Consider the following 26,033-nt stretch of genomic DNA (forward strand, 5'->3'; position numbering starts at 1 on the left):
ACCAATATAACTGAATTAAATTTGTTGAGTTCGTATAGATGTTTTTAAGACTGATGATGAGAAATATTATGTACTATAAATACAAACCTTAATCTAATTTAAATTGGCGGTTTACCCGCCAATCTAAATTAAAATAACTTATTGTTTTAAATGGCGATAGATATAAATGAGTATAATCGATCCAAGTACTGAAATTAACAAACTAGGGAAATTAAATCCAGTTACACTACCCCAACCAAAGAAGGTGCTAATATACCCACCCACTAAGGCCCCTGCTATGCCTAATAAAATAGTTTTAATAACCCCTACACGTCCTAGTGGCATAAAAAACTTTGCAATCCAGCCGGCAATTAATCCTAGAATAACCCAACTTATAATACCCATGATAATTTCCTTCTTTTATTGAAATTAATTTTAGTTTACTCAAATAAATTAAAAAATCTAACAGATGTTGATGCTCAATGTAATAGTTTTAATCAATTAATTAAAAATAATAAACGACGGTAAAATTTTTTAATAATCAATGAATTATTGTGTGACAAGTAAATGATGTTGGTAATTTGTTATCTTATGATTTTTTTAATTAAAATTAAAGTATTTGACCATGTTTCCAATTCTGGACATATACTTGATGAATATAGGAAGATAACTAAACGTAATTAAAAGGGAGGTTTAATCTCCCTTAATATATTATTGTTCGAAAATTGTTTTATGTAGAATTTTGATAATTGACTCGGCATCATTGCTTTTTGCTAATAAGCAAAGATTGTGTGTACTTGCCCCATAACAGCAAAGCCTAATAATAAATTCGTCTAATACCCCAAACACTTCTTTTGCAATACCTCTGGTTGAGGTTAGGTTATTACCAATAATAGCAATGAGTGCTAAATCTTCCTCAATATCGACATGGCAAACTGTTGATAGTTCGTCAAATAATTCTTTCGTTAATAAACTGTTTCCGTTGGTGTTTGTACCTGTAGTGTCGATGGTTAGTGCAATACTTACTTCTGATGTAGTTACTAAATCAACCGAAATGTTATGCTTAGCTAATATCGTAAACACATTTGCAAGAAAGCCTTGTGCATGTAGCATATTTAAACTGGTTAGTGTTAGTAAGGTTTGTTTACGACGTAACGCCAATGCTCTGAAGACAGGTAATTTAGATGTGATACTATTAGTGCTATAAACAATAGTTCCCCCATCTTGCGGTGCTTTACTTGAACCAACAAAGACAGGAATATTGCTACGTACAGCTGGGACAAGCGTTGCTGGGTGTAGTACTTTTGCTCCAAACGTTGCCATTTCGGCCGCCTCCGCAAAGGATATTTCATCAATGCGTTTAGCTGCTGGAGTAATGCGAGGATCGTTAGTATAAATTCCAGCAACATCAGTCCAAATATCAATTTGAGTTGCACCCAATGCTTCACCTAGTAAAGCTGCTGTATAGTCACTTCCACCTCGTCCTAAAGTAGTGGTTTTTCCAGAACTTTCACTGCCAATAAACCCTTGTGTCACAATGACACAACTATTGTCTAGTGACTTTAAATGGGCACAACAAAGCTGTTTAATATCTTCAATTTTAGGTGTTGCTTTGCCAAAGTTATTGTTGGTGCGCATAACTTTTCGTACGTCAAACCACATGGCTTTTTTCTGTTTTTCTTTTAATATTTCGACAAACAGTTTTGAAGACATGATTTCACCGTGACTAACAAGCTCATCGGTTAATGCTGGTGATGTTGCTAAGCTTGCCGCTTCTGACAATGAAGCTATATTGGCAATGATTAGGTCTATTTCAGCACGTAGTTTGGGATTTTCAGGTAATTGTTCTAAAATGTTGTATTGAATCGATTGAATTTTCGCAATATGTTGAGATCTTACTTCAGCGTCACGTCCTTCTGCTAATGCAACTAACAAATTTGTTACGCCTGCGGAGGCTGATAATACAACAACCTTTACGTTAGGGTTAGCTATTACAATATTGGCACTATTTACCATTGCTGGATAATCGGCAACACTAGTACCACCAAATTTAGCAATTACAAATGATGTTTCCATGGATTCCTCATATTAAAAATTTTTATTTTTAACAGAGTTAGAGCGGGTATGTTCTATTTACAATTAAAAAGTACAAACCATGAAGCGCTCCACCTGTTAAGGTGACAACCCAAGGGATTCAGCCCTTGCAGTCGATTTGATTACTTCTGGATGGGTAATCAAACCTCGGCATTACGTCCCCTCGATCATTTATTAGTGGTTCCAGGCCCTAAAATGACTTACCTGAGTAATGCGCCTCTTCGTTTTGCAACTTCTGTTACGAAATCAGCACTATATAGGATTAACGATTTTATTAATTGTGTCAATAGGTTAAAAGTTAAAAATTATTTAGTTGTAATATGGCAAAATGGAAAGATCTATAGCTCTCGTTCAAACAATTCAATAATGGTTTGATATAATTTTTTTACTGTACATTCTTTAGTTGGTGTACTAAAAATTGTATCATCACCAGCAATTGAACCTAAAATACCTTCTGATTTACCAATTGAATCTAGTAATCGAGCAATGAGTTGAGCTGCGCCTGGGCTAGTACGTATCACCACCATTGAACTATTGAAATCAATATCAATCACTAAATTTTTTAATGGGCTACTAGTTGTTGGTACGCTTATTTCTGCAGGTAAACAATAGACTATTTCGGATTTTGCATTTCTGGTTCTTATCGCACCAAATTTGGTTAGCATACGTGAAACTTTTGATTGATTAATGTTATCAAATCCTTGTTCTTGTAACGCTTGTACGATTTCTACTTGTGAACTAAACTTCTCTTGACGAAGCATCTCTTTAAATGTTTTTGTGAGATTTGCTTGTTTCATAATGTTCCTTGGCTTCTAATTTGTTACTCTTTACTACTAATAAATGTCGTTATAAGACTCATAATAAAGTCTAATTGATATTTAAACCAAAATAACTACTACCAATTTTAATGTATCAATAGCAATTATTATATACATAATTATGCGTTAAATATGCATAAAATTAAAGTGTTGATTTAATAGCATCCTTCGGTCTATAAGATTTCACTATTTGGTCATAGGTTTCAATATAAGGTCCTTCTAGTAGTTGTATACAATAAGGGATACTAGCAAATATGCCACTCACAATAACATTACCTTGATCATCTTTAACACCCTCAAGTGTTTCTTTAATTGATTTTGGTCTACCTGGTAGGTTGATGATTAGGCATTTTTTGCGAATAACACCAACTTGCCTAGATAAAATAGCAGTTGGTACAAAATGTAAACTGATCTGACGCATCTGCTCACCATAACCGGGCATTACACGATCAGCGATTGCTAATGTTGCATCTGGGGTTACGTCTCTAGTCGCAGGGCCTGTGCCACCAGTAGTTAAAATTAAATGGCAATGTTGACTATCAACAAGTTCACATAATGTTTGTTCAATAACAATTTGTTCATCTGGGATAATATGGTTTTTGGTTGTAAATGGCGTTTTCAGTGCTGTTTGTAACCATGATATTAATGATGGTATGCCTTCATCTTGGTAAACACCACTTGATGCCCTATCTGACACTGAAACTAATCCAATCTTAAACATGATACTTATACCTTAAGCAATAACTTAGACGCAGATTGATAATTAAAGATACGTTATTAGTACCTAATTAATAATATGTGTTCTATTTGGAAATTATAATTTATTTATATTGATATAAATAAAACTAAACTAAAAAGCTTTTTACAATGATTGATTATATTGTCGATTCGTTTAACATGATATCATATTATTAAAATAACAATTGATTCACTTAGGATATATTCATGCCATCAATTCCTGCACTTGAGTTAATCTCACTCAAAAAAATCTATAAAAATGGTATAGAAGCATTAAAAGGTATCGATTTAACTGTACAAGCTGGCGATTTTTATGCCTTGCTAGGACCAAATGGTGCTGGTAAATCAACAACTATAGGTATTATTAGTTCATTAGTGACTAAAACTTGTGGGCAAGTAAAAATCTTTGGTTACGACTTAGATACCGATATTGTAAATGCTAAAAGACAATTAGGGATTGTACCGCAAGAATTCAATTTTAACCAATTTGAAGAAGTGTTACAAATAGTCACTAATCAAGGTGGTTATTATGGATTGCCCCGAAAAATCGCATTAGAGCGAGCCGAAAAATATTTGCGGGTTTTAGATTTGTGGGATAAACGCCATAGTCGAGCTAACATGCTATCAGGTGGAATGAAAAGGCGATTAATGATAGCCAGAGCTCTTGTGCATGAACCTAAATTATTAATTCTTGATGAGCCGACAGCAGGTGTTGATATTGAATTACGCCGTTCTATGTGGGATTTTTTGCGTGAAATCAATTGTCAAGGTATCACAATTATTTTAACTACACATTATTTAGAAGAGGCAGAAATGCTCTGTAGAAATATTGGTATTATTCAGAGCGGCAAATTGATAGCAAACTCATCAATGCGTGGGCTATTGGCGAAAAGCCAATCTGAAACAATTGTTATTGATTATGTGGCGACGTCTAAGCCGATTGAGTTAAATGGCTATAATTATTCCGATGTTGAGCCTGGGATGTTGGAAGTGAAAGTAGATAAACAAAATGGATTAAATCAATTATTTGAACAATTAAATAAACAAAATATTAAAGTTATCAGCGTACGAAATAAAGCGAATCGATTAGAAGAGTTATTTGTTGAGCTGTTGCATAGTGATACTAAACAAAAAGGTGGCATTAATGAATAATTTATATTGGATTGCCTTAAAAAGTATTTGGCGTAAAGAAGTAACCCGATTTTTAAGAATTTGGATTCAAACCTTAATTCCACCTATTATTACCATGTCGCTTTATTTTATTATCTTTGGTAATTTAATTGGTTCTCGTGTTGGCGACATGGGCGGTTTTAGCTATATGGAATTTATTGTTCCAGGCTTAATAATGATGTCAGTAATTACTAATTCCTATACCAATGTTTGCTCATCCTTTTTTAGTGCTAAATTTCAACGTAACATTGAAGAAATATTGGTGGCGCCAGTATCAACAAATATTCTTATTCTAGGATATGTAGGTGGTGGTGTGATGCGCGGTATTTTAACGGGTATTTTGGTTACTATCGTATCGCTATTTTTTGTTCGTTTTGATGTACATTCTTGGTTGTTTGTTATTTTTACATTGCTATTGACCTCTATTTTATTTTCATTAGCGGGGCTACTCAATGCTGTATTTGCCAAAACGTTTGATGATATAAGCATTATTCCAACATTTGTGTTAACACCATTAACTTACCTTGGTGGTGTTTTTTACTCAATTACTATGTTACCAACTTTTTGGCAATGGGTATCGAAAATTAATCCCATTGTTTATATGATTAACGGTTTTCGTTATGGATTTTTGGGTGTGTCGGACGTGCCATTATGGATCACTTTTTCAATGCTAATTTTATTTGTGACTGTACTTTATGTAATTGCATGGCGACTGATTGATAGAGGACTAGGATTGAGAAGTTAATTAAAGCTAGGAAATAGTAATTAACCGCCGATATTGTCGGCGGAATAATATTAGTTACTGTGCACCAGTAACAGCTTCCTTAGCCATCTCAGTGATTTTAGTAAAATCACCTTTTGCTATGGCATCAGTTGGAATAAACCAAGTTCCACCGACACATAATACATTATTAAGTGCTAAATAATCACGGTAGTTTTTAGGATTTACACCGCCAGTAGGGCAAAACTTCATGTATCCACAAGGGCCGGCAAATGCCTTTAATGCTGCAACTCCGCCATTGATTTCAGCTGGGAAGAATTTTAATGCAGTTAAACCGTATTCTTGGGCTTTTAATAATTCAGAAATAGTTGCAATACCAGGAATAACAGGGATAGGACCTTCAACTGCGGCTTCTAAAATAGTGTCGGTAATTCCTGGCGTAATAACAAACTCTACACCAGCTTCAGTAACCTGTTTTAGTTGTTCAACACTAGTTACTGTTCCTGCTCCTACAATTGCTTCAGGAACTTCTTTTATGATTTTCTTGATTGCTTCAATCGCACAAGCTGTTCTTAACGTTACTTCCAGTACCTTTACTCCACCAGCAATAAGAGCTCTAGCTAGTGGTACAGCATCCTCAATTCGTTCAATAACGATAACTGGAACCACAGGTCCTGTGGTTAAAATTTCTTCAGCACTTCGTTTCCATTTTTTCATTTGTTTTTACCCACACCTTATTGATACTTAAATAAAGCAATAATCCCTAATAAATAGGGATTATTTTGTTACTCATAAATACCTAATTTCTTTTCTAAATAATGAATATTTGTGCCACCTTTTTGGAAGCTCTTATCGTTCATAATTTCAATATGAAGATCAATATTGGTCTTGATTCCATCAATAACTAGTTCTGCTAACGCATTTTTCATACGAGCTATAGCAACTTCACGTGTTTCACCATAAGCAATTAATTTACCAATCATTGAGTCATAGTAAGGTGGAACACTATAACCTGCATAAATATGTGATTCCCAACGAACGCCAAAGCCACCTGGTGCATGAAAGCGAGTGATTTTTCCCGGTGATGGCATAAAAGATTTGGGATCCTCGGCATTAATTCTACATTCAATCGCATGACCTTTAATTTCAATATCACTTTGCTTAATTGAAAGTGGCTTGCCAGCAGCGATTAAAATTTGTTCCCTGATTAGATCAACTCCGGTTATCATTTCAGTAACAGGATGTTCTACTTGAATACGGGTATTCATTTCAATGAAATAAAACTCGCCATTTTCAAATAAGAATTCGAATGTGCCAGCACCTCGGTAACCAATCTCAATACATGCATTAACGCAACGCTCACCGATGAATTTACGCATTTTTGGCGTAATACCAACAGCAGGTGCCTCTTCAACAACCTTCTGATGTCGTCTTTGCATTGAGCAGTCTCGTTCACCTAAATACACAGCATTTCCTTGACCATCAGAAAGTACCTGAATTTCAATATGACGTGGATTTTCAAGGAATTTCTCCATGTAAACCATATCATTATTGAAAGCAGTTTTGGCTTCTAACTTGGTCATTTTGATAGATTGTTCAAGATCATTTTCTTCACGAACAATACGCATGCCTCGTCCGCCACCGCCACCAGAAGCTTTAATAATAACAGGATAGCCGATTTGCTTGGCAATTTGTTTATTAATTTCAATATCACTACTTAGAGGGCCATCTGAACCAGGTACACAAGGAACCCCTGCTTTTTGCATGGCGTGAATTGCTGATACTTTATCTCCCATAAGGCGAATAGTATCAGGTTTGGGGCCAACAAAAATAAATCCAGATCGTTCAACTTGCTCAGCAAAATCTGCATTTTCAGATAAGAAACCATAACCTGGATGAATAGCAGCTGATCCGGTTACTTCCGCAGCTGAAATTAATGCAGGAACGTTAAGGTAACTTTTTACTGAAGCTGCTGAGCCAATACAGACGGTTTCGTCTGCAAGTAATACATGTTTTAAGTCTTTATCTGCCGTAGAATGAACAGCGACAGTTTTTATTCCAAGTTCTTTACATGCTCGTAAGATACGTAGAGCTATTTCTCCACGATTCGCAATAAGAATTTTATCAAGCATATTCAATCTCTTAATCGTATTGTCAATAATAAATTCAGATTATTCAATAATGAATAGTGGCTGATCAAATTCAACTGGTTGACCATTTTCAACCAATATGGCTTTTATTGTACCAGCTTTTTCTGACTCGATTTGGTTCATCATTTTCATCGCTTCAACGATGCAAAGCACATCGCCAACATTTACTGTTTGGCCAATTTCAACAAAAGCTTTTGATTCTGGGCTAGGTGTACGATAAAAAGTTCCAACCATTGGGGATTTAATTGTTGTACCATCAGTTACCACATTATCAGTTACAACTTCTGTTTGAACGGTTGGAGGAACAACAACAGGAGCGGGTTGAGGAATTTGAATATTTTGTACTGGCGCAGAATAGTTTGTAGTAGGAGCAGCACGACTAATACGAACTGATTCCTCACCTTCAGAAATTTCAAGCTCTGAAATACCTGACTCTTCAACTAATTCAATTAACTTTTTAATTTTGCGTATATCCATGAATTACACCGTGTTTATTTGATATAAGTAACAATTATTTAAATGCATCTTTATTATCGACTAAAGGTTTTTTTTTAGTCGGTAATAAAGTTGTAACTCAACATTAACGCGGAAGAATACACTGTAAAACAGATTTTGTCATTATATATCTCCTTTACAATCACTTGTTATACTATTTTCTAGGTATTATTTTATAATTGCGATACAATATCGACCGTTAATTACTATTGAGATTTGCTATGGTTTGAAAGGATTAAATAATACTCCATTTAGCCTTGATAAATTTGAAATATTTATTTTTTAATTCCATGGTGGTTTTTAATACTTAAACAAGATTAATTCTAGGAAGAGTTTTTATTATGTTCAAAAAAGTTCGTGGCTTGTTTTCAAATGATTTATCAATCGATTTAGGTACAGCGAATACACTTATTTATGTAAAAGGGCAAGGTATAGTATTAAACGAGCCTTCTGTTGTAGCGATTCGCCAAGATCATCGCACAGGTACTCCAAAAAGTGTTGCTGCTGTTGGGCATGCTGCGAAACTAATGTTAGGGCGAACACCAGGCAATATAGCAGCCATTAGACCGATGAAAGATGGCGTTATTGCTGATTTTTCTGTCACTGAAAAAATGTTACAGCACTTTATCCGCCAAGTTCATAGCCATAGTTTTTTAAGACCAAGCCCTCGCGTACTTGTTTGTGTTCCTGTAGGTGCTACGCAAGTTGAACGCAGAGCTATCCGAGAGTCAGCCTTAGGCGCAGGGGCTCGTGAAGTGTATTTAATTGAAGAACCAATGGCTGCAGCTATAGGTGCTGATTTACCTGTATCTGCGCCTACTGGTTCAATGGTTGTTGATATTGGTGGTGGAACTACCGAAGTGGCTGTCATTTCACTAAATGGTGTTGTTTATTCTGCATCTGCTCGTATTGGTGGTGACCGATTTGATGAAGCGATTATTAACTACGTTCGTCGCAATTATGGGGCTTTAATTGGCGAGGCAACAGCCGAAAAAATCAAACATTTTATTGGTAGTGCTTATCCTGGCGATGAAGTTCTTGAAATTGAAGTACGCGGGCGCAATCTTGCTGAAGGTGTGCCGCGTAGCTTTACTTTAAACTCTAATGAAATTTTAGAAGCATTACAAGAGCCATTAAGCGGTATTGTTAGTGCGGTAAAAGTTGCATTAGAGCAGTGCCCTCCTGAGCTTGCTTCTGATATTTCAGAACATGGTATGGTTTTAACCGGTGGTGGTGCTTTATTACGTAATATTGATAAGTTATTATCGGCTGAAACAGGTATTCATGTAGTAGTGGCTGAAGATCCATTAACGTGCGTTGCCAGAGGTGGCGGTAAGGCGTTAGATATGGTTGATATGCATGGTGGTGATCTATTTAGTGAAGAGTAATTAATAAGTTATTGTTAATTAGTTTCATGTTAATAAAATAATAGCTAAGCATGCATCTCATATTTTCCCCCGCCGACAATCGTGTCGGCGGAGTCATATTTTGAAATAATTAGATCTTGAGCTTTAAACAGGTAAGTACCGGCAATGAAATTACTTTTTTCTAAACGCTCCCCTCTTAGTGTACAATTATTTACTTCTCTGGCGTTAGCCTTGGTTCTAATTGTATTAAATATCAATTATCATCCATTTAAAGAAATTCGTTATTATTTAGATACCCTTATTTCTCCTCTATATTATGTTTCAAATGCACCAAAGTCGTCGTTTGATTCTCTTTATGAGATGTCCAAAACACGAGAAACATTAATAAATGAAAATGCAAATTTGCATGCAGACTTATTACAACAAAAAAACGATCTATTGTTACTTGAGCATTTAAAACATGAAAATGATAGACTTCGCGAATTGTTAGGTTCTCCTTTAAGGCATGATGAACAAAAGATGGCTGCACAAGTATTGCTTATAGACACTGATCCTTATATCTATCAATTTGTTGTAAATAAAGGTAAACAAGATGGCGTTTATGTTGGGCAACCTGTTGTTGATGAAAAAGGGATTGTAGGGCAAATTTATGAAACAGCTCAATCAACTAGTCGTGCAATTTTATTGTGCGATTATCAACATGCGATACCAGTACAAGTATTAAGAAATGATATTGGTATGATTGCTGTGGGTAATGGATGTAGTAATGATTTAACATTAGAATTTATGCCTAATAACGTTGATATAAAAGTTGGTGATGTTTTAGTCACTTCAGGACTAGATGGTCGTTTTCCTGAAGGATATCCCGTAGCAGTAGTTAGTTCAGTAAAACTTGATATTACAGATTCAACCCCAATTATTTCAGCGACACCGACAGCGGATTTGAAACGTTTACGTTATTTATTGTTATTGTGGGGAAATCAAGGAGTAAAACATGAGAGGTCGTAATCGAATAATAATTATTTGGATAACGCTATTAATTGGCTTATGTTTACAAATCATTCCTTGGTCTCCATCATATAGTATGTTTAAACCACATATATTGATCTTAATTTTTGCTTATTGGTTGATAGCTCTTCCTCATCGAGTTGGGATTGGTACAGCTTTTGTTTTTGGAACTATAATGGACCTATGTACTGGTTCTATTTTAGGAATCCATGCTTTCATTTATTCATTTATTGCTTATTTGTTTGTTTTTAAATTCCAATTGATACGTAATTTAGCGTTATGGCAACAGTCGTTTATCATCTTTGGGATATCGATATGTTATAATTTACTGGTATTTTTATTTCAAGTCTGTATTTATCATACTATAACAATATCGCCATTGATTTTTATATCAAGCTGTATAGATAGTCTATTATGGATTGGTATCTATCTATTTTTACGACTAATAAGACGAAGCTTTGCTATCAATTAAAAGGGAATCTTATGTCTGTTGAATTATTAATGAATGTAACGCCATCTGAAACTCGAGTTGCTTATATCGAAGATGGTGTATTGCAAGAAATTCATGTTGATCGTGAATCTAGGCGCGGTATTGTTGGGAATATTTATAAAGGTAAAATAATTCGTATTTTGCCTGGTATGCAAGCCGCTTTTGTAGACATTGGTCTTGATAAAGCTGCCTTTTTACATGCATCAGATATTATGCCTCATACTGAGTGCGTATCAGATACAGAGCAAGAACAATTTCAAGTAAAAGATATCTCTGAACTTGTGCGCCAAGGACAGGACTTAATGGTACAAGTGGTTAAAGATCCATTGGGAACTAAAGGGGCTAGGCTTACAACTGATATTACTTTGCCATCACGTTATTTGGTATTAATGCCAGGCTCAAATTCTGCGCATGTAGCCACATCGCAACGCATAGAAAGTGAACAAGAACGTGAAAGGTTAAAAAATATTGTTGAGCAATATGTGACAGCAGAAGCTGGTTTTATTGTTAGAACGGCCGCAGAAGGTGCAAGTGCGCATGAGTTAGAACAAGATGCCAATTTTTTAAAACGACTTTGGACTAAAATTCAAGAACGCATGGCTCGCCCAGGAAGTAAAAATCTAGTTTATGGGGAGTTGGCATTATCCCAACGTGTATTGCGCGATTTTGTTGGTGATCCAATTGAGCGAATTTTGGTGGATTCAAAATTAACTTATGATTTATTAGTTGAATTTACAAAAGAATTTATGCCTGAAGTAACCAATAAATTATCTCTTTATCGTGGTAATATTCCTATTTTCGATCTTTATGATACCGAAAACGAGATTCAAAGAGCATTAGATCGTAAAGTTAAATTGAAGTCTGGCGGATATTTAATTATTGATCAAACCGAAGCCATGACTACTATTGATATTAATACTGGTGCCTTTGTAGGTCATCGAAATTTAGAAGAAACGATTTTTAATACTAATATTGAGGCAACAATAGCGATTGCCCGTCAATTGCGTTTGCGTAATTTGGGGGGTATTATTATTATTGATTTTATTGATATGCAAGAAGAACTGCATCGTGAAAGGGTGTTACAATCGCTCCATGATTCTTTATCTAAAGATAGGGCTAGAACAACAGTTAATTTATTTTCGAGTTTAGGATTGGTCGAAATGACCCGCAAGCGAACACGTGAAAGTATAGGGCATATTCTGTGTGAAGAATGTCCAGCATGTAAAGGTCGTGGTATGGTTAAATCGGTGGAAACAGTTTGCAACGAAATTTTACGTGATATAGTTCGTGTTTATAAAGCGCATCATTCAGAATATTTTTTAGTCTATGCCTCGGCTGCTGTGGCTAATGCTTTAACTAATGATGAGTCTCATGCTTTAGCTGAAGTTGAGGTATTTGTGGGTAAACGTGTTGAAGTAAAAGTTGAACCACTTTATATTCAAGAACAATATGATGTTGTACTAATGTAGAAGCAATATCCTGTAAAAAAGTTTCAGGTAATTATACGTTTCAGTATAAAAATGATGAAAGTTAAATAATTATTATGATCAAATAGTTATAATCGATTATCAAAATACTTTCATTCACAATTAGAATTTAAGGAATTTATGATAGTAACTCAAGTGAGTGAACGACTACTCAACCCAAACAATCTAAGCCAACAAGATCTTTCGCATTTGCTTGATATGCTGAGCTCAAGGAAAATTGATTTTGGTGATTTGTATTTTCTATCAGGTTATTATGAAAACTGGTTACTTGAAGATGGTATTATAAAAAATGCCTCATTTCATCGTGACCAAGGTGTTGGCGTTAGAGCCGTTGTTGGTGAAAAAACAGGGTTTGCTTATACTGATCAGCTTTCATTAGCTCGATTAGAACAAAGTATATTAGCGGCCAATTCAATCACTAAAATACAAACACCTATCAGAGTGACACCATTTAAATCTGCTCAAACAGTCTCTATATACTCGTCAATCAATCCAATCAATTCTTTTTCTAAAGAAAAGAAAATTGAATTGTTGCAACACATTGACCACTTAGCACGTTCAATCGATCCTAGAGTTATTGAAGTTTCAGCCAGTTTGACTGGAAGTTATGAAGATATTTTAATAGTAGCAACAGATGGTACATTAAAAGCTGACATCCGTCCTTTGGTGCGTTTATCCGTTTCAGTTTTGGTTGAAAAAGGGGGTAAACGTGAGCGAGGAAGTAGTGGTGGTGGTGGTCGATTTGGGTATGAATATTTTTTAACAATCAACCCAGAAATATCAGAAAGTTATGCTGACAGCTATGCCCGAGAAGCCGTGCGTCAAGCACTTGTTTCTCTTTCTGCTAAAGCTGCACCAGCAGGAACAATGCCTGTTGTTTTAGGTGCTGGTTGGCCTGGCGTTTTGTTACATGAGGCTGTAGGCCATGGTTTGGAAGGCGATTTTAATCGTAAAAATAGTTCAGTTTTTTCTGGGAAAATTGGTGAACAAGTCACCTCAGAAGTTTGCACTATTGTTGATGATGGTACAATTGAGAACCGCCGAGGCTCACTATCTATTGATGACGAAGGTACTCCAAGCCAAAAAACAGTGCTTATTGAAAATGGTATTTTAAAAGGTTATATGTTTGATAAGCTCAACGCAAAATTGATGAATACATGTTCAACTGGTAATGGTCGTCGCGAAGGATATGCTTACTTACCTATGCCAAGAATGACTAATACCTATATGTTGGCAGGAAATTCTTCTTTTGACGATATCATTAGTAGCGTCGATTATGGTATTTATGCCCCTAATTTTGCTGGTGGACAAGTAGATATCACCTCTGGTAAGTTTGTGTTTTCAACTTCAGTAGCTTACTTAATTGAAAAGGGAAAAATAACAACTCCAGTTAAAGGTGCAACATTAATTGGTTCAGGTATAGAAACTATGCAGCAAATATCTATGGTAGGTAATGATCTAGCATTAGATTCAGGTGTAGGAGTTTGTGGTAAAGCAGGGCAAAGTATACCTGTTGGGGTTGGGCAACCTACTTTAAAAGTAGATAATCTAACCGTTGGTGGTACCATTAACCACTAGTAATAATACATCAATGGGATTTTAAAATAGATGGAAACAATAATTACACTTTATCATGCGTTTGTTAATTTGGATATTGCAACGCTTTCAAATCCTAATGTGCTATGGACACTATATGGAATGTTGTTTGTCATTATTCTTTTAGAAAATGGCGTTTTACCAGCGGCTTTTTTACCTGGAGATAGTCTATTATTCTTAACCGGTGTGTTAATTAGCCAAAATGTATTTCATTTTGGTTTAATTAATTTTATTTTAATTGCTGGCGCTGCTTTAGGTACTTGGTTAGGATATGCCCAAGGACTTTGGCTTGGTAATACTAAGCTAGTTCAAGGTTGGATGGCACATATACCTGAAAAGTATCATCATAAATCTGAAGTATTATTCCATAAGTATGGATTACAAGCGCTATTTATTGGGCGATTTATTGCTTTTGTACGTACATTATTACCAATGATGGCAGGATTATCAGGACTACATAGTCGAAAATTCCATATTTATAATATAATCAGTGCTACATTATGGATTTTCTTGATTGTGACATTAGGTTACCTATTTGGATTATCGCCAGTTTTTAAAGAGTATGAAAAGCAGATCATGTCTCTGTTAATGCTAATACCTGTTTTGTTGTTGGTGTTAGGGTTAATTTTTTCAATTTTTCTTGCTGTTAAGCGCTTTTTAAAAAATAAAAAGCAATCAAAAATTGAATTAAACAACGATAAGAAGTAGAAGGTGAAATTAACCGATAAGCCGGGTTCTGTCGTGGACAATCATTCCTCTAGGCTAATACTCACGCATTAGCTCAAGCAGTCTACCCGGATTCAACGCGGGCCACGCCAATGAATCCCTATTTGACCTTGCTCCGAGTGGAGTTTACCGTGCCACAACTGTTACCAGTTGCGCGGTGTGCTCTTACCACACCCTTTCACCCTTACCTGAACTTATAAAATAAGCCATCGGCGGTTTACTCTCTGTTGCACTTGTCGTGAATTTTCGCTCTCGCCAAAATTCCCCAGGCGTTACCTGGCACTCTGCCCTATGGAGCCCGGACTTTCCTCCCCTTTGTTTGTCTCCTTTAATAAAAGAATAGCAACAAAGCAGCGATTGTCTGGTTAATTTCGCTGATGAGTATAACCTAATGTACAGTTTTGTCCAGAGATGTCTTTTCTTTAGGGAATAGGTGACTGAAGTTTAAACATGTATAAAGTAATGTAACTCAATGGAATTGAAACAACAAATTTTTAGCACATCTTGGTGATGTGCTATAAAACAAGATAATTTATTACCATTTTTTCTGTCGTTGCTTTTCATCATAATTGAACCAAGTTACTACGCCGTTAGACATAATAATATCAAGCTTTCCTTCAATAATATTGTATTGCGTTTCGCCAATTAACATATGACTTGTTGAGCTATTTTTAGTGTATTGATATGTCCACTGTGTTTCGTTGCTATTTATAGCTGTTTTTGTTATTGGCTCACCAAATAGGGACAAAATCTGAGATTCAGTTGATGACCCTTCAACAATTTTGCTTACTTTTGCGTTATTAAGCGGTGTGCCTAGCTCAACAAGATTTTTTTGTGCGCATGCTGATAAAGTAAGTATAGAACAAAGGATAAGCAGAAATTTCTTAATATTTTTCATGATATAGTTGCCTACTGTGTTAATTTGTAGTTGATATGAAATGTGAATTGATAATAGCATATGTTTTATAACGTTCAAGATAGATCAACTGAAGGTATAATTAAAAAATTTAATTCTTCAGTGCTGTACTTTTTTAATGTAATCAGATTTTCTTCTCTATATCATTCATTAAATTTTATTTCCATTTTTTAATTTATCTTAGTTTATAACCATAAGTATCTATGCTATGCTTTTCCATCCAATAAAAGAGAAAATTTGATAGTTTAATTCGTTTTAGTATTTATTTTAATCGATTTTCAGTGGTAGCATTTAATTAGCTATCTATTAATGAATAGGCTGTTTGGCTTTTATGCCTAATATATACAGCTATTAAAGATTTTATAACAATTATTAATAAACCCAAAAAGATAGTTAGTGTTATTATATAAGCTGCGATATACTTTAACGCTAGTAAAATTTAGTTGCTATGGAATAACCAATGGAAAAACAGTGTCAATTAACAAATAGTAAAGAGATTATTGCTTATTTAGCTCAACAATTCCCAAATTGTTTTACCCTTGAAGGTGAGGCAATACCATTAAAGATTGGAATTTTTCAAGATATTATTTCTAGTCTAGATGGTAATGACGAACTTAGTAAAACTAAACTCCGTGCCGCACTGCGCTCATATACAATGAGTTGGCGTTACTTATATAGTATAAAAGAAGGAGCCAATCGTGTTGATTTAGATGGTAATCCTACTGAGGTTATCAGTCAAGAACAGATGGATCATGCGCAACAGCAGTTGAAAGAGAGCAAAGAAAAAGCTAAAGAGCGTTTTAAAGAACGTGAAAAAGAAAAACGTAAAGCTACTCGGATGCTTCCTAAAAAAGCTAAAGTTTTAAAAATTGGTGATTTTGTTAAAGTTGTAGTAGGTAATAAACCTATAAAAGTACAAGTCATTAACATTGAAAAAGAGCATATCAAGGTAAAGGTTGGTGCAGGTATGGAGTTAACGGTCAAACCTGAACATATTATCAATAAGTAGAGAGTTTGAATGAATAAATTACTCAATGGTATTATTACACTTAGCCTTATTTTGGGTATTTTTAGCCAAAATGTTCAGGCAAAACCGCAAGCTAATGAACAAATACCAGTTCTAAAGCAAGATGATATCCACCAAGTTGTTGCTAAACGTGTAACGAATTTTTTTACCCAATCACATTATCGTAATTTTTCCTTGGATGGTGCTTTTTCAGCTCAGATTTTTGATCGCTATTTCAAGTTATTAGATGGTAATAAATCCATTTTTATTCAAAGTGATGTTGATGGTTTTCGAAATAGACAAGAGTCTTTAGGTCAAGAGTTAATTGATGGCAATTTAAAAACCGCTTATGATATTTACAATCTTTTTTTGAAAAAACGTTATGACCGTTATCAATATGCTCTTGAAGTTTTACAACGGCCTATGGATTTTTCTGCCAATGATGAAATTGATTTTAATCGTGAAGAAATTGCTTGGCCGACATCAGAAAACGAACTTAATGTTTATTGGGATAAGCGTGTTAAATATGATGAATTGAGTTTATCCTTATCAGGAAAAAATGAAAAAGAGATCCGTAAAGTTTTAAGCAAACGTTACAATCGCGTTTTGAAAACGATAATGCAATCAAATAATGAAGATGCCTTTCAAGTATTTATGAATGCATTTGCCAGAGAAATTGATCCCCATACAAGTTATTTGGCACCACGTAAAAAACGAGATTTTGATTCCGAAATGAGTTTATCATTTGAAGGTATTGGTGCAACATTAAGTCAGCAAGATGACTATACCGTGATTATGTCTTTTGTAACTGGCGGACCTGCTGAAAAAAGTAAGTTACTGACCATCGGGGATAGGATTACTGGAGTAGGTCAAAGTAATTCTGGAATTGAAGATGTTATTGGGTGGCGCTTAGATGATATTGTCGATAAAATTCGTGGACCTAAAGGTACTGTTGTAAGATTAGAAATTTTACCTGCTGGTAATAATAGTAAGACAAAAGTAATTGAACTCACTCGTGATAAAATTCATTTTGAAGATAGAGAAGCGAAATTAAATATTATCGATAATCCACGTGGTAAAGTTGGAGTCATTGAAATACCAAGTTTCTATATGGGATTAACGGAAAAAGTTGAAGAACTCTTATCAAAAGCAAATAAAGAAAATTTGCAAGGTTTAGTTATTGATTTACGTGATAATGGCGGTGGTTCGTTAACCGAAGTTATCAATTTAACCGGCTTATTTATTGATACTGGACCAGTTGTTCAGGTACGTGATAATTTACAAAAAGTCATCACTTACAATGATAAGAATAAAGGTATCGAATACACTGGACCACTTGTTGTTATGATTAATCGTTATAGTGCATCAGCATCAGAAATATTTTCTGCGGCTATGCAAGATTATGGGCGAGCATTAATAGTTGGTGAAACCACTTATGGTAAGGGAACCGTCCAAACTTCTCGTAACATCTCTTATCCAGTTGATGCAAGACTACATCCAAATTGGCCTGAACTTGGTGGGGCTCAATATACTATTCAGAAGTTTTATCGTATCAATGGTGGTAGTACTCAATTAAAAGGTGTTGAGCCAGATATTGAAATGAATAAAGTTAAGTATGTTGATGAAACGGGAGAGCGTTTTTTAGATAACGCACTACCGTGGGATAAAATACCGTCCGCTGATTATTTGACTCTTGCCAATATTAAGCCATTGTTGCCTGATTTAGAATCACAACATTTGGCTAGAATTTCACATAATCCTGAATTTATGTATATTGATGAAGATATCAAACGATTTAATGATAAAAAAGATCGTCAATATATTGTTTCACTTAATAAGAAAAAACGAGAATCAGAACAAAAAAATAATGAGGAACGTGATTTAAAAAGAACGAATGAACGTTTGAATAAGATAGGTTTACCATCAATTACTAAATTAGATGATTTACCAAAAAATTATAAACAACCTGATGCTTACTTAGATGAATCTATCGAGATACTTCTTGATTTTTCACCTAAGTATCCCAAAATTGAAGGCAATAACTCTATTAAAGAGGTTATTACGTTTGATTTACCAATTGAGAAAGCTAAATAAATAATTGGAGATAACATAATGGATTCAAATTTAAAATACGCTTTAATTACAACTATTGCTGTGTTAGCTGTTTTGGCAACATTTGGTTTTATTGTTTGTATGAATTAAAAAGCTTGATTAATTAGTTAGTGATCATTATAGTATGCAACTTGCTTTTGAAAAGCGGGTTCTAATAATGAGGTGAGGTGTCCGAGTGGTTGAAGGAGCACGCCTGGAAAGTGTGTATACGGCAACGTATCAAGGGTTCGAATCCCTTCCTCACCGCCATAAATATTTAGTCATTAAAAGATGGGACCATTAGTTCATAACGCTATAAAACTAGCTATCTAGATTATTTTAATAGTTCGTAATTTATAGTTGTTATTTAAAATGACAAACAATACCTTCCTCTCCTAAATCATTTGGAGTTATTATGGAAAACTTACGCACAGTTCAAGACTTTATACGCTGGACAGCATCACAACTTAGTCTATCAGATGTCTTTTTAGGTCATGGTACAGATAATCCTATTGATGAGTCTAAACAATTAGTTTTAGCAACGTTAGGATTATCGTTGTTTATTCCTGAAGAATTTTATTCCGCAAATCTAACTAATGATGAAAAAAATCAAATTATTGATATTATTCAAAAGCGAATAAAAGATCGTGTACCAACCCCTTATTTAACTAACCAAGCTTGGTTTTGTGGACATGCTTTTTATGTTGATGAACGTGTATTAATTCCTCGTTCTCCTATTGGTGAACTAATTGATAACCATTTTGAGAAAATAATATTAACTGAACCTAAAAATATTTTAGATCTATGTACTGGTAGTGGCTGTATAGGGATTGCTTGTGCTTATGAGTTTGCTGATGCTCAAGTTGATATAACTGATATTTCCTTAGAAGCATTAGATATCGCCAAAACAAATATTGAAATGCACGAAATGGATTTTCAAGTTACTCCTATTTTGTCAGATCTATTTGATGATGTGCCAGAAAAACAATACGATCTGATTGTCACTAATCCGCCTTATGTTGATAGTGAAGATATGAGTGATTTGCCAGACGAGTTTTTATATGAACCTAAATTAGCATTAGAAGCGGGCTTTGATGGTTTAGATCTGGTAAAAAAAATTTTACGAGATGCGATAAATTATTTAACACCAGAAGGAGTATTAGTTTGTGAAGTTGGTAATAGTTGGGTTAGCTTACAACAACAATATCTCGATGTCCCTTTTAATTGGATAGAATTTGAACGTGGTGGGTTGGGTGTGTTTTCTATCACACGTGAAGAACTGATCCAATATCATTATTATTTTAAATAAGCTGTTTTTAATCATTGGAATAAATTTATTATGGCTGGAAACTCAATCGGAAAATTATTCAAAGTAACCACATTTGGTGAATCACACGGTGTAGCATTAGGGTGTGTTGTCGATGGTGTTCCTCCTGGACTTGCGTTAACAGAATCAGACATGCAAATTGATCTTGATCGTCGTAGACCTGGCTCATCTCGTTATACAACTCAACGCCGAGAAGCTGATCAAGTTAAAATTTTGTCAGGCGTATTTGAAGGAGTTACAACAGGGACGAGTATTGGTTTACTTATTGAAAATACCGATCAACGTTCTCAAGATTATAGTAAAATTAAAGATATCTTCAGACCAAGCCATGCAGATTACACTTATCAAAATAAATATGGTATACGAGATTATCGTGGTGGCGGTCGCTCCTCTGCTCGTGAAACGGCTATGAGAGTTGCTGCCGGCGCTATTGCAAAAAAATATCTACATGAAAAGCTTGGCATTACTATTCGTGGTTATTTGGCTCAAATGGGCGATGTAAATTGTGAATTGAAAGACTGGCAACAAGTTGAACGCAATCCATTTTTTTGTGCAGATGAAAGTAAATTAGATGCGCTTGAACAGTTGCTTCGATCACTAAAAAAAGAGGGGGACTCAATAGGTGCGAAAGTTTGCATTGTTGCTGAAAATATTCCAGTAGGACTTGGCGAACCTGTATTTGATAAACTAGATGCTGATCTTGCACATGCACTAATGAGTATTAATGCCGTGAAAGGTGTAGAAATTGGTGATGGTTTTGCTGTTGTTAATAAACGTGGTAGCGAAAATCGTGATGAAATAACACCTAAGGGCTTTTTATCCAATCATGCTGGTGGGATTTTAGGTGGTATTAGTTCAGGACAAACCATATCAGCCAGCATAGCGCTTAAACCCACGCCTAGTATAGAAATTCCAGGTCAATCAGTTAATATTTTGGGTGAAAGCGTTGAAGTATCGACACATGGTCGACATGATCCATGTGTTGGTATTCGAGCTGTACCCATTGCTGAAGCAATGGTTGCTATTGTGCTGATGGATCACTACCTTCGTTATCGGGCTCAATGTAGTGATGTAAATAAACTATGAGCTATGATCTGCTTATTTTACTTTTCCTGATTGCTGCCTTGGCTGGTTTTATTGACTCAATTGCTGGCGGAGGTGGTTTATTAACTGTTCCTGCATTGCTAGCTGTTGGACTGCCACCTGCTAGTGCATTGGCAACCAATAAATTACAAAGTTGCGGTGGTTCGTTTTCTGCTAGCTTATATTTTATCCGACAGCATATGGTGGATTTGAAACAACAGAAATGGGCAATCGCTTTTGCTTTTGTTGGTTCAGCAATTGGTACATTATCGGTGATGCGTATCCAAGCTGATTTTTTAAAATTATTATTACCTATTTTAACTATTAGTGTTGGTTTTTATTTTTTACTTTCTCCAACTATTGGAGAAAACGACCGTAACAGTCGCCTTTCACTTATTCAATTCGCATTAATTCCTGCCTTTGGTATAGGTTTTTATGATGGTTTTTTTGGTCCTGGTGCTGGTTCATTTTATGCGTTAGCTTATATCACGTTAGCTGGTTTTAATTTAACTAAAGCGACTGCACATACCAAAGTACTAAACTTTGCTTCAAATTTGGCTGGATTGTTGTTTTTTATTATAGGGGGCGAAGTAATATGGTCAATTGGATTGGTTATGTTAGTTGGTCAATTTATAGGAGCAAGGCTTGGAGCTAAAATGGTCATCGCCAAAGGTCGTAAATTAATTCGACCAATGTTAATTACTGTTTCGACCCTTATGAGTATAAAATTAATTTACGAAAACTTTTTTTAGATACTTATAAGCCAAATAATTCACATTTTTTTACCTAAAATATCTAAAGTAATTTTATTATCAATTATACTGCTTCTCATTTTTACCTTTCATAATTCATTTATATTAAATTTTTTGTCAAAAACTTTCAGGTAACTATATGTTTGAGTATAAAATAGCAATAAGTATTTACTTCACTTAAATATTATTTAGTATATATTTGTGTTATATAAGATAGTTTGTGTTAACACGTCAACCGATATTATGAAACTTCAACAATTACGTTATATTTTAGAAATTGCACGTTCTGGCTCAATAAATGAAGCCGCTAAGAATTTATATATTACTCAGCCAAGCTTATCAACAGCGGTGAAAGATCTAGAAGCTGAATTTGGTATTGAGATTTTTGTGCGCAGTTCTAAAGGAGTTTCACTTTCACCTGATGGCGTTGAGTTTTTAGGTTATGCCAAACAAGTTCTAGATCAAGCTGAGCTATTGGAACAGCACTACTCAAAAAAAGAACCCTCTAAGCAGTTATGTAGTATATCTACTCAGCATTACGCTTTTGCGGTTAATGCTTTTGTTAATTTAATTAAAAAAAATCAAACAGATGAGTATGAGTTTACACTTAGAGAAACTAAAACATATGATATTATCACCGATGTAGCTAATTTACGTAGTGAAGTTGGTATTTTGTATTTGAATGATTTTAATCAAAAAGTGATTTTACGGTTACTGAAAGAACATAGATTAACCTTTAATCCACTTTTTGAAGCTAATCCTCATGTATTTATTAGTACCCATCATCCATTATCATCCATGAAGATATTAACTTTAGATGATTTAAAGGATTACCCTTATCTCTCTTTTGAACAGGGCGAATATAACTCATTTTATTTTTCCGAAGAAATTTTAAGTACGGTTTATCATAAAAAGAGTATACACGTAAGTGATAGAGCAACCTTATTTAACCTATTGCACGGACTTAATGGCTATACCATTAGCACTGGGGTTTTAAGTGTTGACTTAAATGGAACTGATATTTTATCAATACCGTTAGATGTAGAAGAAAAAATCCTAATTGGCTGGATCACATCACAAAAGGTTCAACTAAGCTTATCGGCTCAAAATTATATTGAGGCGCTAAAAAAACTAATTCAAGAAGAGTATGGTTTTGAACTTAAGTAAATACTGCTGTTAACTAAATAAATCAAATTGCTATTTTTATAAATTTCAGTATAATTGCTTAAGTCATATATTTACTATATGAATACCGAGGAATGTCTGAATTAGAGATCGGTCATTCCATTTTTTATATTTATTTTAAGAGGTTTATTATGTCTCTAACTGTAGAAGCTAAAGCGAAAATCGTTGCCGAATATGGTCGTGGTACTAACGACACTGGTTCAACAGAGGTTCAAGTTGCTCTTTTAACAGCACGTATTAATGATTTACAAGGTCATTTTTCTGAGCATAAAAAAGATCACCATAGCCGTCGTGGTCTATTACGTATGGTGTCTAGCCGTCGTAAATTATTAGATTATTTACGTCGTAAAGATATTGAACGTTATAACCAATTGATTAAAAAACTAGGTTTACGTCGCTAATTGATAATCTACTTGAAAAGAGGCTTAGGCCTCTTTTTTGTTGTGAAAAATTGATGCTCTGATATAATATTGAGCGTTAAAAATTATTATGTTATGTAAGCCAACAAAGTAAAGATTATATCTCATGTTTCGCGCGACTAATGAGAGCTCTATAATTTATAGATTTGTCATTAGTCGTGACAGTGAAATAATCTTTTTGTAGTATATATCCCACATTGTTGAAGAGAGTATCAATAAGCGTAGTGTAATGCTGCGTCCTGTCGAAATATCAAACTTCAACATAACAAATAACAAGAGGAAACTATTTTGTTTAATCCGACATGTCAAAAATTTCAATATGGTCGTCATACCGTGACTTTAGAAACTGGTATTATGGCTCGTCAAGCAACCGCAGCTGTTATGGTTAATATGGATGATACTGCTGTATTTGTCACGGTTGTTGCAAATAAAAAAGTAAAAGAAGGTCAAGACTTCTTCCCATTAACAGTTAATTACCAAGAACGTACCTATGCTGCAGGGCGTATTCCTGGTGGATTTTTTAAACGTGAAGGTCGTCCAAGTGAAGGTGAAACTCTAATTGCACGTTTAATCGACCGCCCGCTTCGTCCATTATTTCCTGAAGGATTTGTTAATGAAATCCAAATTATTGCAACCGTTGTTTCGGTTAATCCCGAGGTGAGCCCTGACCTAGTTGCAATGATTGGTGCTTCTGCTGCACTTTGCTTATCTGGTGTTCCATTCCACGGCCCTATTGGTGCTGCACGTGTTGGTTTTATTAATGATGAATTTGTATTAAATCCATCAGTAAAAGAGCTTGCTGCTAGTCGTCTAGACTTAGTGGTTGCTGGTACAAAAAGTGCAGTATTAATGGTTGAATCTGAAGCTGATTTACTTACTGAAGATCAAATGTTAGCAGCTGTGGTATTTGGTCATGAACAACAACAAGTTGTTATTGATAATATTAACGAATTTGTAGAAAAAGCCAATTGTGAAAAATGGGATTGGGTAGCACCGGCTAAAAATGAAGAGCTATATAACGCCATTGTTGAACTAGCTAAAGATCGTTTGGGCGAAGCTTATCGTATTACTGAAAAACAAGCACGTTATGCACAAATCGATTTAATTAAAGAAGAAGTTTTAGCTGTACTAAAAGAACAAAATGACGAGCTTGATGAAAACGAAGTGATTAATATTATTGTTGAGTTGGAAAGTCAAATTGTTCGTAAGCGTGTTATTGCTGGTGAACCACGTATTGATGGTCGTGAAAAAGATATGATTCGTGCACTTGATATCCGTACTAATGTCTTACCAAGAACTCATGGTAGTGCACTGTTTACACGTGGTGAAACTCAGGCACTAGTTACTGCAACATTAGGTACTGAGCGTGACGCACAAATCATTGATGAGTTAACTGGTGAATATACCGAACGGTTCTTACTTCATTACAATTTTCCTCCATACTCTGTTGGCGAAACAGGCATGGTTGGCTCACCAAAACGCCGAGAAATTGGTCATGGTCGCCTAGCTAAACGAGGTGTTGCGGCTGTAATGCCAAGTCGTGAAGAATTTCCATATACTGTTCGAGTTGTGTCTGAAATTACTGAGTCAAATGGTTCATCTTCAATGGCTTCTGTTTGTGGTGCTTCCCTTGCTCTTATGGATGCAGGGGTACCAATCAAATCATCTGTTGCTGGTATTGCAATGGGATTAGTAAAAGAAGGTGATCAGTTTGTCGTATTGTCAGATATTCTTGGTGACGAAGACCACCTTGGTGATATGGACTTTAAAGTAGCAGGTACACGCGAAGGTGTAAGTGCATTGCAAATGGATATCAAAATTGAAGGTATAACCAAAGAAATTATGCAAGTAGCACTTAATCAAGCTAAAGGTGCTCGTTTACACATTTTAGGTGTAATGGAACAAGCAATTAATAAGCCTCGCCAAGAAATTTCAGAGTTTGCACCACGTATTTATACAATGAATGTAAATCCTGACAAAATTCGCGATATTATCGGTAAAGGTGGCGCAACAATTCGGGCTTTAACCGAAGAAACAGGGACAACTATTGAAATCACTGATGATGGTATTGTTAAGATTGCAGCTTCAGATGGCAATAAAGCCAAAGATGCTATGGCACGTATTACTAACTTAGTTGCTGATGTCGAAATTGGTAAAATTTATACAGGTAAAGTGACAAGAATCGTTGATTTTGGTGCTTTTGTATCGGTTATTGGTGGTAAAGAAGGACTTGTTCATGTGTCCCAAATTGCCGATCATCGAGTTGAAAAAGTGGCTGATTATCTAAAAGTAGGTCAAGAAGTAAATGTTAAAGTACTAGAAATTGATCGCCAAGGTAGAATCCGTTTGAGTATGAAAGATGCTGTCGAACCGATAGCAGACGTTGCTTCAACAGCAGAATAAAATTATTATTCA

25 protein-coding genes, 1 tRNA gene, 1 other RNA gene and 1 riboswitch are annotated in these 26,033 nt (G+C 35.0%); of the genes, 18 read left to right on the forward strand and 9 right to left on the reverse strand.

From position 1 onward, the window contains the following. Nucleotides 1-138: 138 nt before the first annotated feature. The 4 genes from A9G25_RS03375 to mog all read right to left on the reverse strand — a co-directional run bounded on the left by A9G25_RS03375 (nt 139) and on the right by mog (nt 3,612). The gene (locus A9G25_RS03375) at nt 139-384 is read right to left on the reverse strand and encodes a GlsB/YeaQ/YmgE family stress response membrane protein (RefSeq protein WP_065625740.1); all 246 of its coding nucleotides are present in this window, start codon (nt 382-384) and stop codon (nt 139-141) included. Between the two features lie 306 nt (nt 385-690). Further along, nucleotides 691-2,055, reverse strand: coding sequence for a lysine-sensitive aspartokinase 3 (lysC, locus tag A9G25_RS03380; RefSeq protein WP_065625741.1), 1,365 nt, complete (start codon nt 2,053-2,055; stop codon nt 691-693). Nucleotides 2,056-2,129: 74 nt separating this feature from the next. Continuing rightward, a riboswitch (Lysine riboswitch) is annotated at nt 2,130-2,303 on the reverse strand. A gap of 108 nt (nt 2,304-2,411) precedes the next feature. Further along, entirely contained in the window at nt 2,412-2,870 is a 459-nt protein-coding gene (gene argR / locus A9G25_RS03390; protein ID WP_065625743.1) for a transcriptional regulator ArgR, read from the reverse strand. Between the two features lie 163 nt (nt 2,871-3,033). Continuing rightward, nucleotides 3,034-3,612, reverse strand: coding sequence for a molybdopterin adenylyltransferase (mog, locus tag A9G25_RS03395; protein WP_065625744.1), 579 nt, complete (start codon nt 3,610-3,612; stop codon nt 3,034-3,036). Nucleotides 3,613-3,836: 224 nt separating this feature from the next. On the opposite strand from mog, the gene A9G25_RS03400 reads away from it, so the two are divergent. Then, nucleotides 3,837-4,781 (forward strand): ABC transporter ATP-binding protein, encoded by a 945-nt coding sequence (locus A9G25_RS03400; protein WP_065625745.1) that lies wholly within the window; start codon nt 3,837-3,839, stop codon nt 4,779-4,781. Then, nucleotides 4,774-5,544 carry an ABC transporter permease gene (locus A9G25_RS03405; RefSeq protein ID WP_065625746.1) on the forward strand — a complete coding sequence of 257 codons (771 nt, stop codon included), beginning with the start codon at nt 4,774-4,776 and terminating at the stop codon, nt 5,542-5,544. The genes A9G25_RS03400 and A9G25_RS03405 overlap by 8 nt, the downstream gene beginning before the upstream one ends. Nucleotides 5,545-5,598: 54 nt before the next feature. Here A9G25_RS03405 and A9G25_RS03410 read toward each other — a convergent pair whose 3' ends face one another. From A9G25_RS03410 to accB, 3 genes are all read right to left on the reverse strand, one after another. Then, a complete protein-coding gene (locus A9G25_RS03410; protein WP_065625747.1) occupies nt 5,599-6,237 on the reverse strand; it encodes a bifunctional 4-hydroxy-2-oxoglutarate aldolase/2-dehydro-3-deoxy-phosphogluconate aldolase in 639 nt (212 codons plus the stop codon). A gap of 68 nt (nt 6,238-6,305) precedes the next feature. Continuing rightward, nucleotides 6,306-7,652 (reverse strand): acetyl-CoA carboxylase biotin carboxylase subunit, encoded by a 1,347-nt coding sequence (gene accC, locus A9G25_RS03415; protein ID WP_065625748.1) that lies wholly within the window; start codon nt 7,650-7,652, stop codon nt 6,306-6,308. A gap of 39 nt (nt 7,653-7,691) precedes the next feature. Further along, nucleotides 7,692-8,147: an acetyl-CoA carboxylase biotin carboxyl carrier protein gene (gene accB, locus A9G25_RS03420; protein ID WP_065625749.1), complete on the reverse strand. Its 456-nt coding sequence runs from the start codon at nt 8,145-8,147 to the stop codon at nt 7,692-7,694. Between the two features lie 359 nt (nt 8,148-8,506). On the opposite strand from accB, the gene A9G25_RS03425 reads away from it, so the two are divergent. The 6 genes from A9G25_RS03425 to A9G25_RS03455 all read left to right on the forward strand — a co-directional run bounded on the left by A9G25_RS03425 (nt 8,507) and on the right by A9G25_RS03455 (nt 14,821). Beyond that, nucleotides 8,507-9,553 carry a rod shape-determining protein gene (locus A9G25_RS03425; protein WP_034909698.1) on the forward strand — a complete coding sequence of 349 codons (1,047 nt, stop codon included), beginning with the start codon at nt 8,507-8,509 and terminating at the stop codon, nt 9,551-9,553. A gap of 144 nt (nt 9,554-9,697) precedes the next feature. Beyond that, nucleotides 9,698-10,540, forward strand: coding sequence for a rod shape-determining protein MreC (gene mreC / locus A9G25_RS03435; protein ID WP_081297131.1), 843 nt, complete (start codon nt 9,698-9,700; stop codon nt 10,538-10,540). After that, on the forward strand, nt 10,527-11,012 hold the full coding sequence (mreD, locus tag A9G25_RS03440; RefSeq protein ID WP_065625752.1) for a rod shape-determining protein MreD: 486 nt from the start codon (nt 10,527-10,529) through the stop codon (nt 11,010-11,012). Before mreC ends, mreD begins: the two co-directional genes overlap by 14 nt. An 11-nt stretch (nt 11,013-11,023) precedes the next feature. Continuing rightward, nucleotides 11,024-12,499: a ribonuclease G gene (gene rng / locus A9G25_RS03445; RefSeq protein ID WP_065625753.1), complete on the forward strand. Its 1,476-nt coding sequence runs from the start codon at nt 11,024-11,026 to the stop codon at nt 12,497-12,499. Between the two features lie 138 nt (nt 12,500-12,637). Further along, the gene (gene tldD, locus A9G25_RS03450; RefSeq protein WP_065625754.1) at nt 12,638-14,095 is read left to right on the forward strand and encodes a metalloprotease TldD; all 1,458 of its coding nucleotides are present in this window, start codon (nt 12,638-12,640) and stop codon (nt 14,093-14,095) included. 30 nt (nt 14,096-14,125) lie between these two features. After that, on the forward strand, nt 14,126-14,821 hold the full coding sequence (locus tag A9G25_RS03455; protein ID WP_065625755.1) for a DedA family protein: 696 nt from the start codon (nt 14,126-14,128) through the stop codon (nt 14,819-14,821). A gap of 1 nt (nt 14,822) precedes the next feature. Here the strand turns inward: A9G25_RS03455 and rnpB are convergent. After that, nucleotides 14,823-15,212, reverse strand: an RNA gene (gene rnpB, locus A9G25_RS03460) — RNase P RNA component class A. A 162-nt stretch (nt 15,213-15,374) separates the two neighbouring features. Further along, entirely contained in the window at nt 15,375-15,737 is a 363-nt protein-coding gene (gene bamE / locus A9G25_RS03465; RefSeq protein ID WP_065625756.1) for an outer membrane protein assembly factor BamE domain-containing protein, read from the reverse strand. Nucleotides 15,738-16,215: 478 nt separating this feature from the next. Between bamE and proQ the strand changes: the two genes are divergently transcribed. The 10 genes from proQ (at nt 16,216) to pnp (ending at nt 26,021) form a co-directional block, all read left to right on the forward strand. After that, complete coding sequence (gene proQ, locus A9G25_RS03470; RefSeq protein WP_065625757.1) at nt 16,216-16,764, forward strand: RNA chaperone ProQ; 549 nt, start codon at nt 16,216-16,218, stop codon at nt 16,762-16,764. 9 nt (nt 16,765-16,773) lie between these two features. Continuing rightward, nucleotides 16,774-18,855 (forward strand): carboxy terminal-processing peptidase, encoded by a 2,082-nt coding sequence (prc, locus tag A9G25_RS03475; protein WP_065625758.1) that lies wholly within the window; start codon nt 16,774-16,776, stop codon nt 18,853-18,855. 18 nt (nt 18,856-18,873) lie between these two features. Further along, the gene (gene cydH, locus A9G25_RS12545) at nt 18,874-18,963 is read left to right on the forward strand and encodes a cytochrome bd-I oxidase subunit CydH (protein WP_141672672.1); all 90 of its coding nucleotides are present in this window, start codon (nt 18,874-18,876) and stop codon (nt 18,961-18,963) included. Nucleotides 18,964-19,034: 71 nt separating this feature from the next. Further along, a tRNA-Ser gene (locus A9G25_RS03480) sits at nt 19,035-19,122 on the forward strand. 145 nt (nt 19,123-19,267) lie between these two features. Beyond that, nucleotides 19,268-20,161: a 50S ribosomal protein L3 N(5)-glutamine methyltransferase gene (gene prmB / locus A9G25_RS03485; protein ID WP_065625759.1), complete on the forward strand. Its 894-nt coding sequence runs from the start codon at nt 19,268-19,270 to the stop codon at nt 20,159-20,161. Nucleotides 20,162-20,191: 30 nt separating this feature from the next. Continuing rightward, complete coding sequence (gene aroC / locus A9G25_RS03490; RefSeq protein ID WP_065625760.1) at nt 20,192-21,265, forward strand: chorismate synthase; 1,074 nt, start codon at nt 20,192-20,194, stop codon at nt 21,263-21,265. Next, nucleotides 21,262-22,014 (forward strand): TSUP family transporter, encoded by a 753-nt coding sequence (locus A9G25_RS03495; RefSeq protein WP_065625761.1) that lies wholly within the window; start codon nt 21,262-21,264, stop codon nt 22,012-22,014. The genes aroC and A9G25_RS03495 overlap by 4 nt, the downstream gene beginning before the upstream one ends. Before the next feature lie 243 nt (nt 22,015-22,257). Then, nucleotides 22,258-23,181 (forward strand): LysR family transcriptional regulator, encoded by a 924-nt coding sequence (locus A9G25_RS03500; protein ID WP_065625762.1) that lies wholly within the window; start codon nt 22,258-22,260, stop codon nt 23,179-23,181. A 149-nt stretch (nt 23,182-23,330) separates the two neighbouring features. Continuing rightward, nucleotides 23,331-23,600, forward strand: coding sequence for a 30S ribosomal protein S15 (gene rpsO / locus A9G25_RS03505; RefSeq protein WP_034909676.1), 270 nt, complete (start codon nt 23,331-23,333; stop codon nt 23,598-23,600). 306 nt (nt 23,601-23,906) lie between these two features. Then, the gene (gene pnp / locus A9G25_RS03510; protein WP_065625763.1) at nt 23,907-26,021 is read left to right on the forward strand and encodes a polyribonucleotide nucleotidyltransferase; all 2,115 of its coding nucleotides are present in this window, start codon (nt 23,907-23,909) and stop codon (nt 26,019-26,021) included. Nucleotides 26,022-26,033 lie beyond the last annotated feature (12 nt).

Origin of the sequence: Gilliamella sp. Bif1-4, assembly GCF_001690535.1 — a bacterium.
GTDB lineage: Bacteria > Pseudomonadota > Gammaproteobacteria > Enterobacterales > Orbaceae > Gilliamella > Gilliamella bombi.

Coding starts and splice junctions, on each gene's coding strand:
- A9G25_RS03375 (WP_065625740.1), bottom strand. CDS start 384: ATGGGTATTATAAGTTGGGTTATTCTAGGATTAATTGCCGGCTGGATT.
- lysC (WP_065625741.1), bottom strand. CDS start 2,055: ATGGAAACATCATTTGTAATTGCTAAATTTGGTGGTACTAGTGTTGCC.
- argR (WP_065625743.1), bottom strand. CDS start 2,870: ATGAAACAAGCAAATCTCACAAAAACATTTAAAGAGATGCTTCGTCAA.
- mog (WP_065625744.1), bottom strand. CDS start 3,612: ATGTTTAAGATTGGATTAGTTTCAGTGTCAGATAGGGCATCAAGTGGT.
- A9G25_RS03400 (WP_065625745.1), top strand. CDS start 3,837: ATGCCATCAATTCCTGCACTTGAGTTAATCTCACTCAAAAAAATCTAT.
- A9G25_RS03405 (WP_065625746.1), top strand. CDS start 4,774: ATGAATAATTTATATTGGATTGCCTTAAAAAGTATTTGGCGTAAAGAA.
- A9G25_RS03410 (WP_065625747.1), bottom strand. CDS start 6,237: ATGAAAAAATGGAAACGAAGTGCTGAAGAAATTTTAACCACAGGACCT.
- accC (WP_065625748.1), bottom strand. CDS start 7,652: ATGCTTGATAAAATTCTTATTGCGAATCGTGGAGAAATAGCTCTACGT.
- accB (WP_065625749.1), bottom strand. CDS start 8,147: ATGGATATACGCAAAATTAAAAAGTTAATTGAATTAGTTGAAGAGTCA.
- A9G25_RS03425 (WP_034909698.1), top strand. CDS start 8,507: ATGTTCAAAAAAGTTCGTGGCTTGTTTTCAAATGATTTATCAATCGAT.
- mreC (WP_081297131.1), top strand. CDS start 9,698: ATGAAATTACTTTTTTCTAAACGCTCCCCTCTTAGTGTACAATTATTT.
- mreD (WP_065625752.1), top strand. CDS start 10,527: ATGAGAGGTCGTAATCGAATAATAATTATTTGGATAACGCTATTAATT.
- rng (WP_065625753.1), top strand. CDS start 11,024: ATGTCTGTTGAATTATTAATGAATGTAACGCCATCTGAAACTCGAGTT.
- tldD (WP_065625754.1), top strand. CDS start 12,638: ATGATAGTAACTCAAGTGAGTGAACGACTACTCAACCCAAACAATCTA.
- A9G25_RS03455 (WP_065625755.1), top strand. CDS start 14,126: ATGGAAACAATAATTACACTTTATCATGCGTTTGTTAATTTGGATATT.
- bamE (WP_065625756.1), bottom strand. CDS start 15,737: ATGAAAAATATTAAGAAATTTCTGCTTATCCTTTGTTCTATACTTACT.
- proQ (WP_065625757.1), top strand. CDS start 16,216: ATGGAAAAACAGTGTCAATTAACAAATAGTAAAGAGATTATTGCTTAT.
- prc (WP_065625758.1), top strand. CDS start 16,774: ATGAATAAATTACTCAATGGTATTATTACACTTAGCCTTATTTTGGGT.
- cydH (WP_141672672.1), top strand. CDS start 18,874: ATGGATTCAAATTTAAAATACGCTTTAATTACAACTATTGCTGTGTTA.
- prmB (WP_065625759.1), top strand. CDS start 19,268: ATGGAAAACTTACGCACAGTTCAAGACTTTATACGCTGGACAGCATCA.
- aroC (WP_065625760.1), top strand. CDS start 20,192: ATGGCTGGAAACTCAATCGGAAAATTATTCAAAGTAACCACATTTGGT.
- A9G25_RS03495 (WP_065625761.1), top strand. CDS start 21,262: ATGAGCTATGATCTGCTTATTTTACTTTTCCTGATTGCTGCCTTGGCT.
- A9G25_RS03500 (WP_065625762.1), top strand. CDS start 22,258: ATGAAACTTCAACAATTACGTTATATTTTAGAAATTGCACGTTCTGGC.
- rpsO (WP_034909676.1), top strand. CDS start 23,331: ATGTCTCTAACTGTAGAAGCTAAAGCGAAAATCGTTGCCGAATATGGT.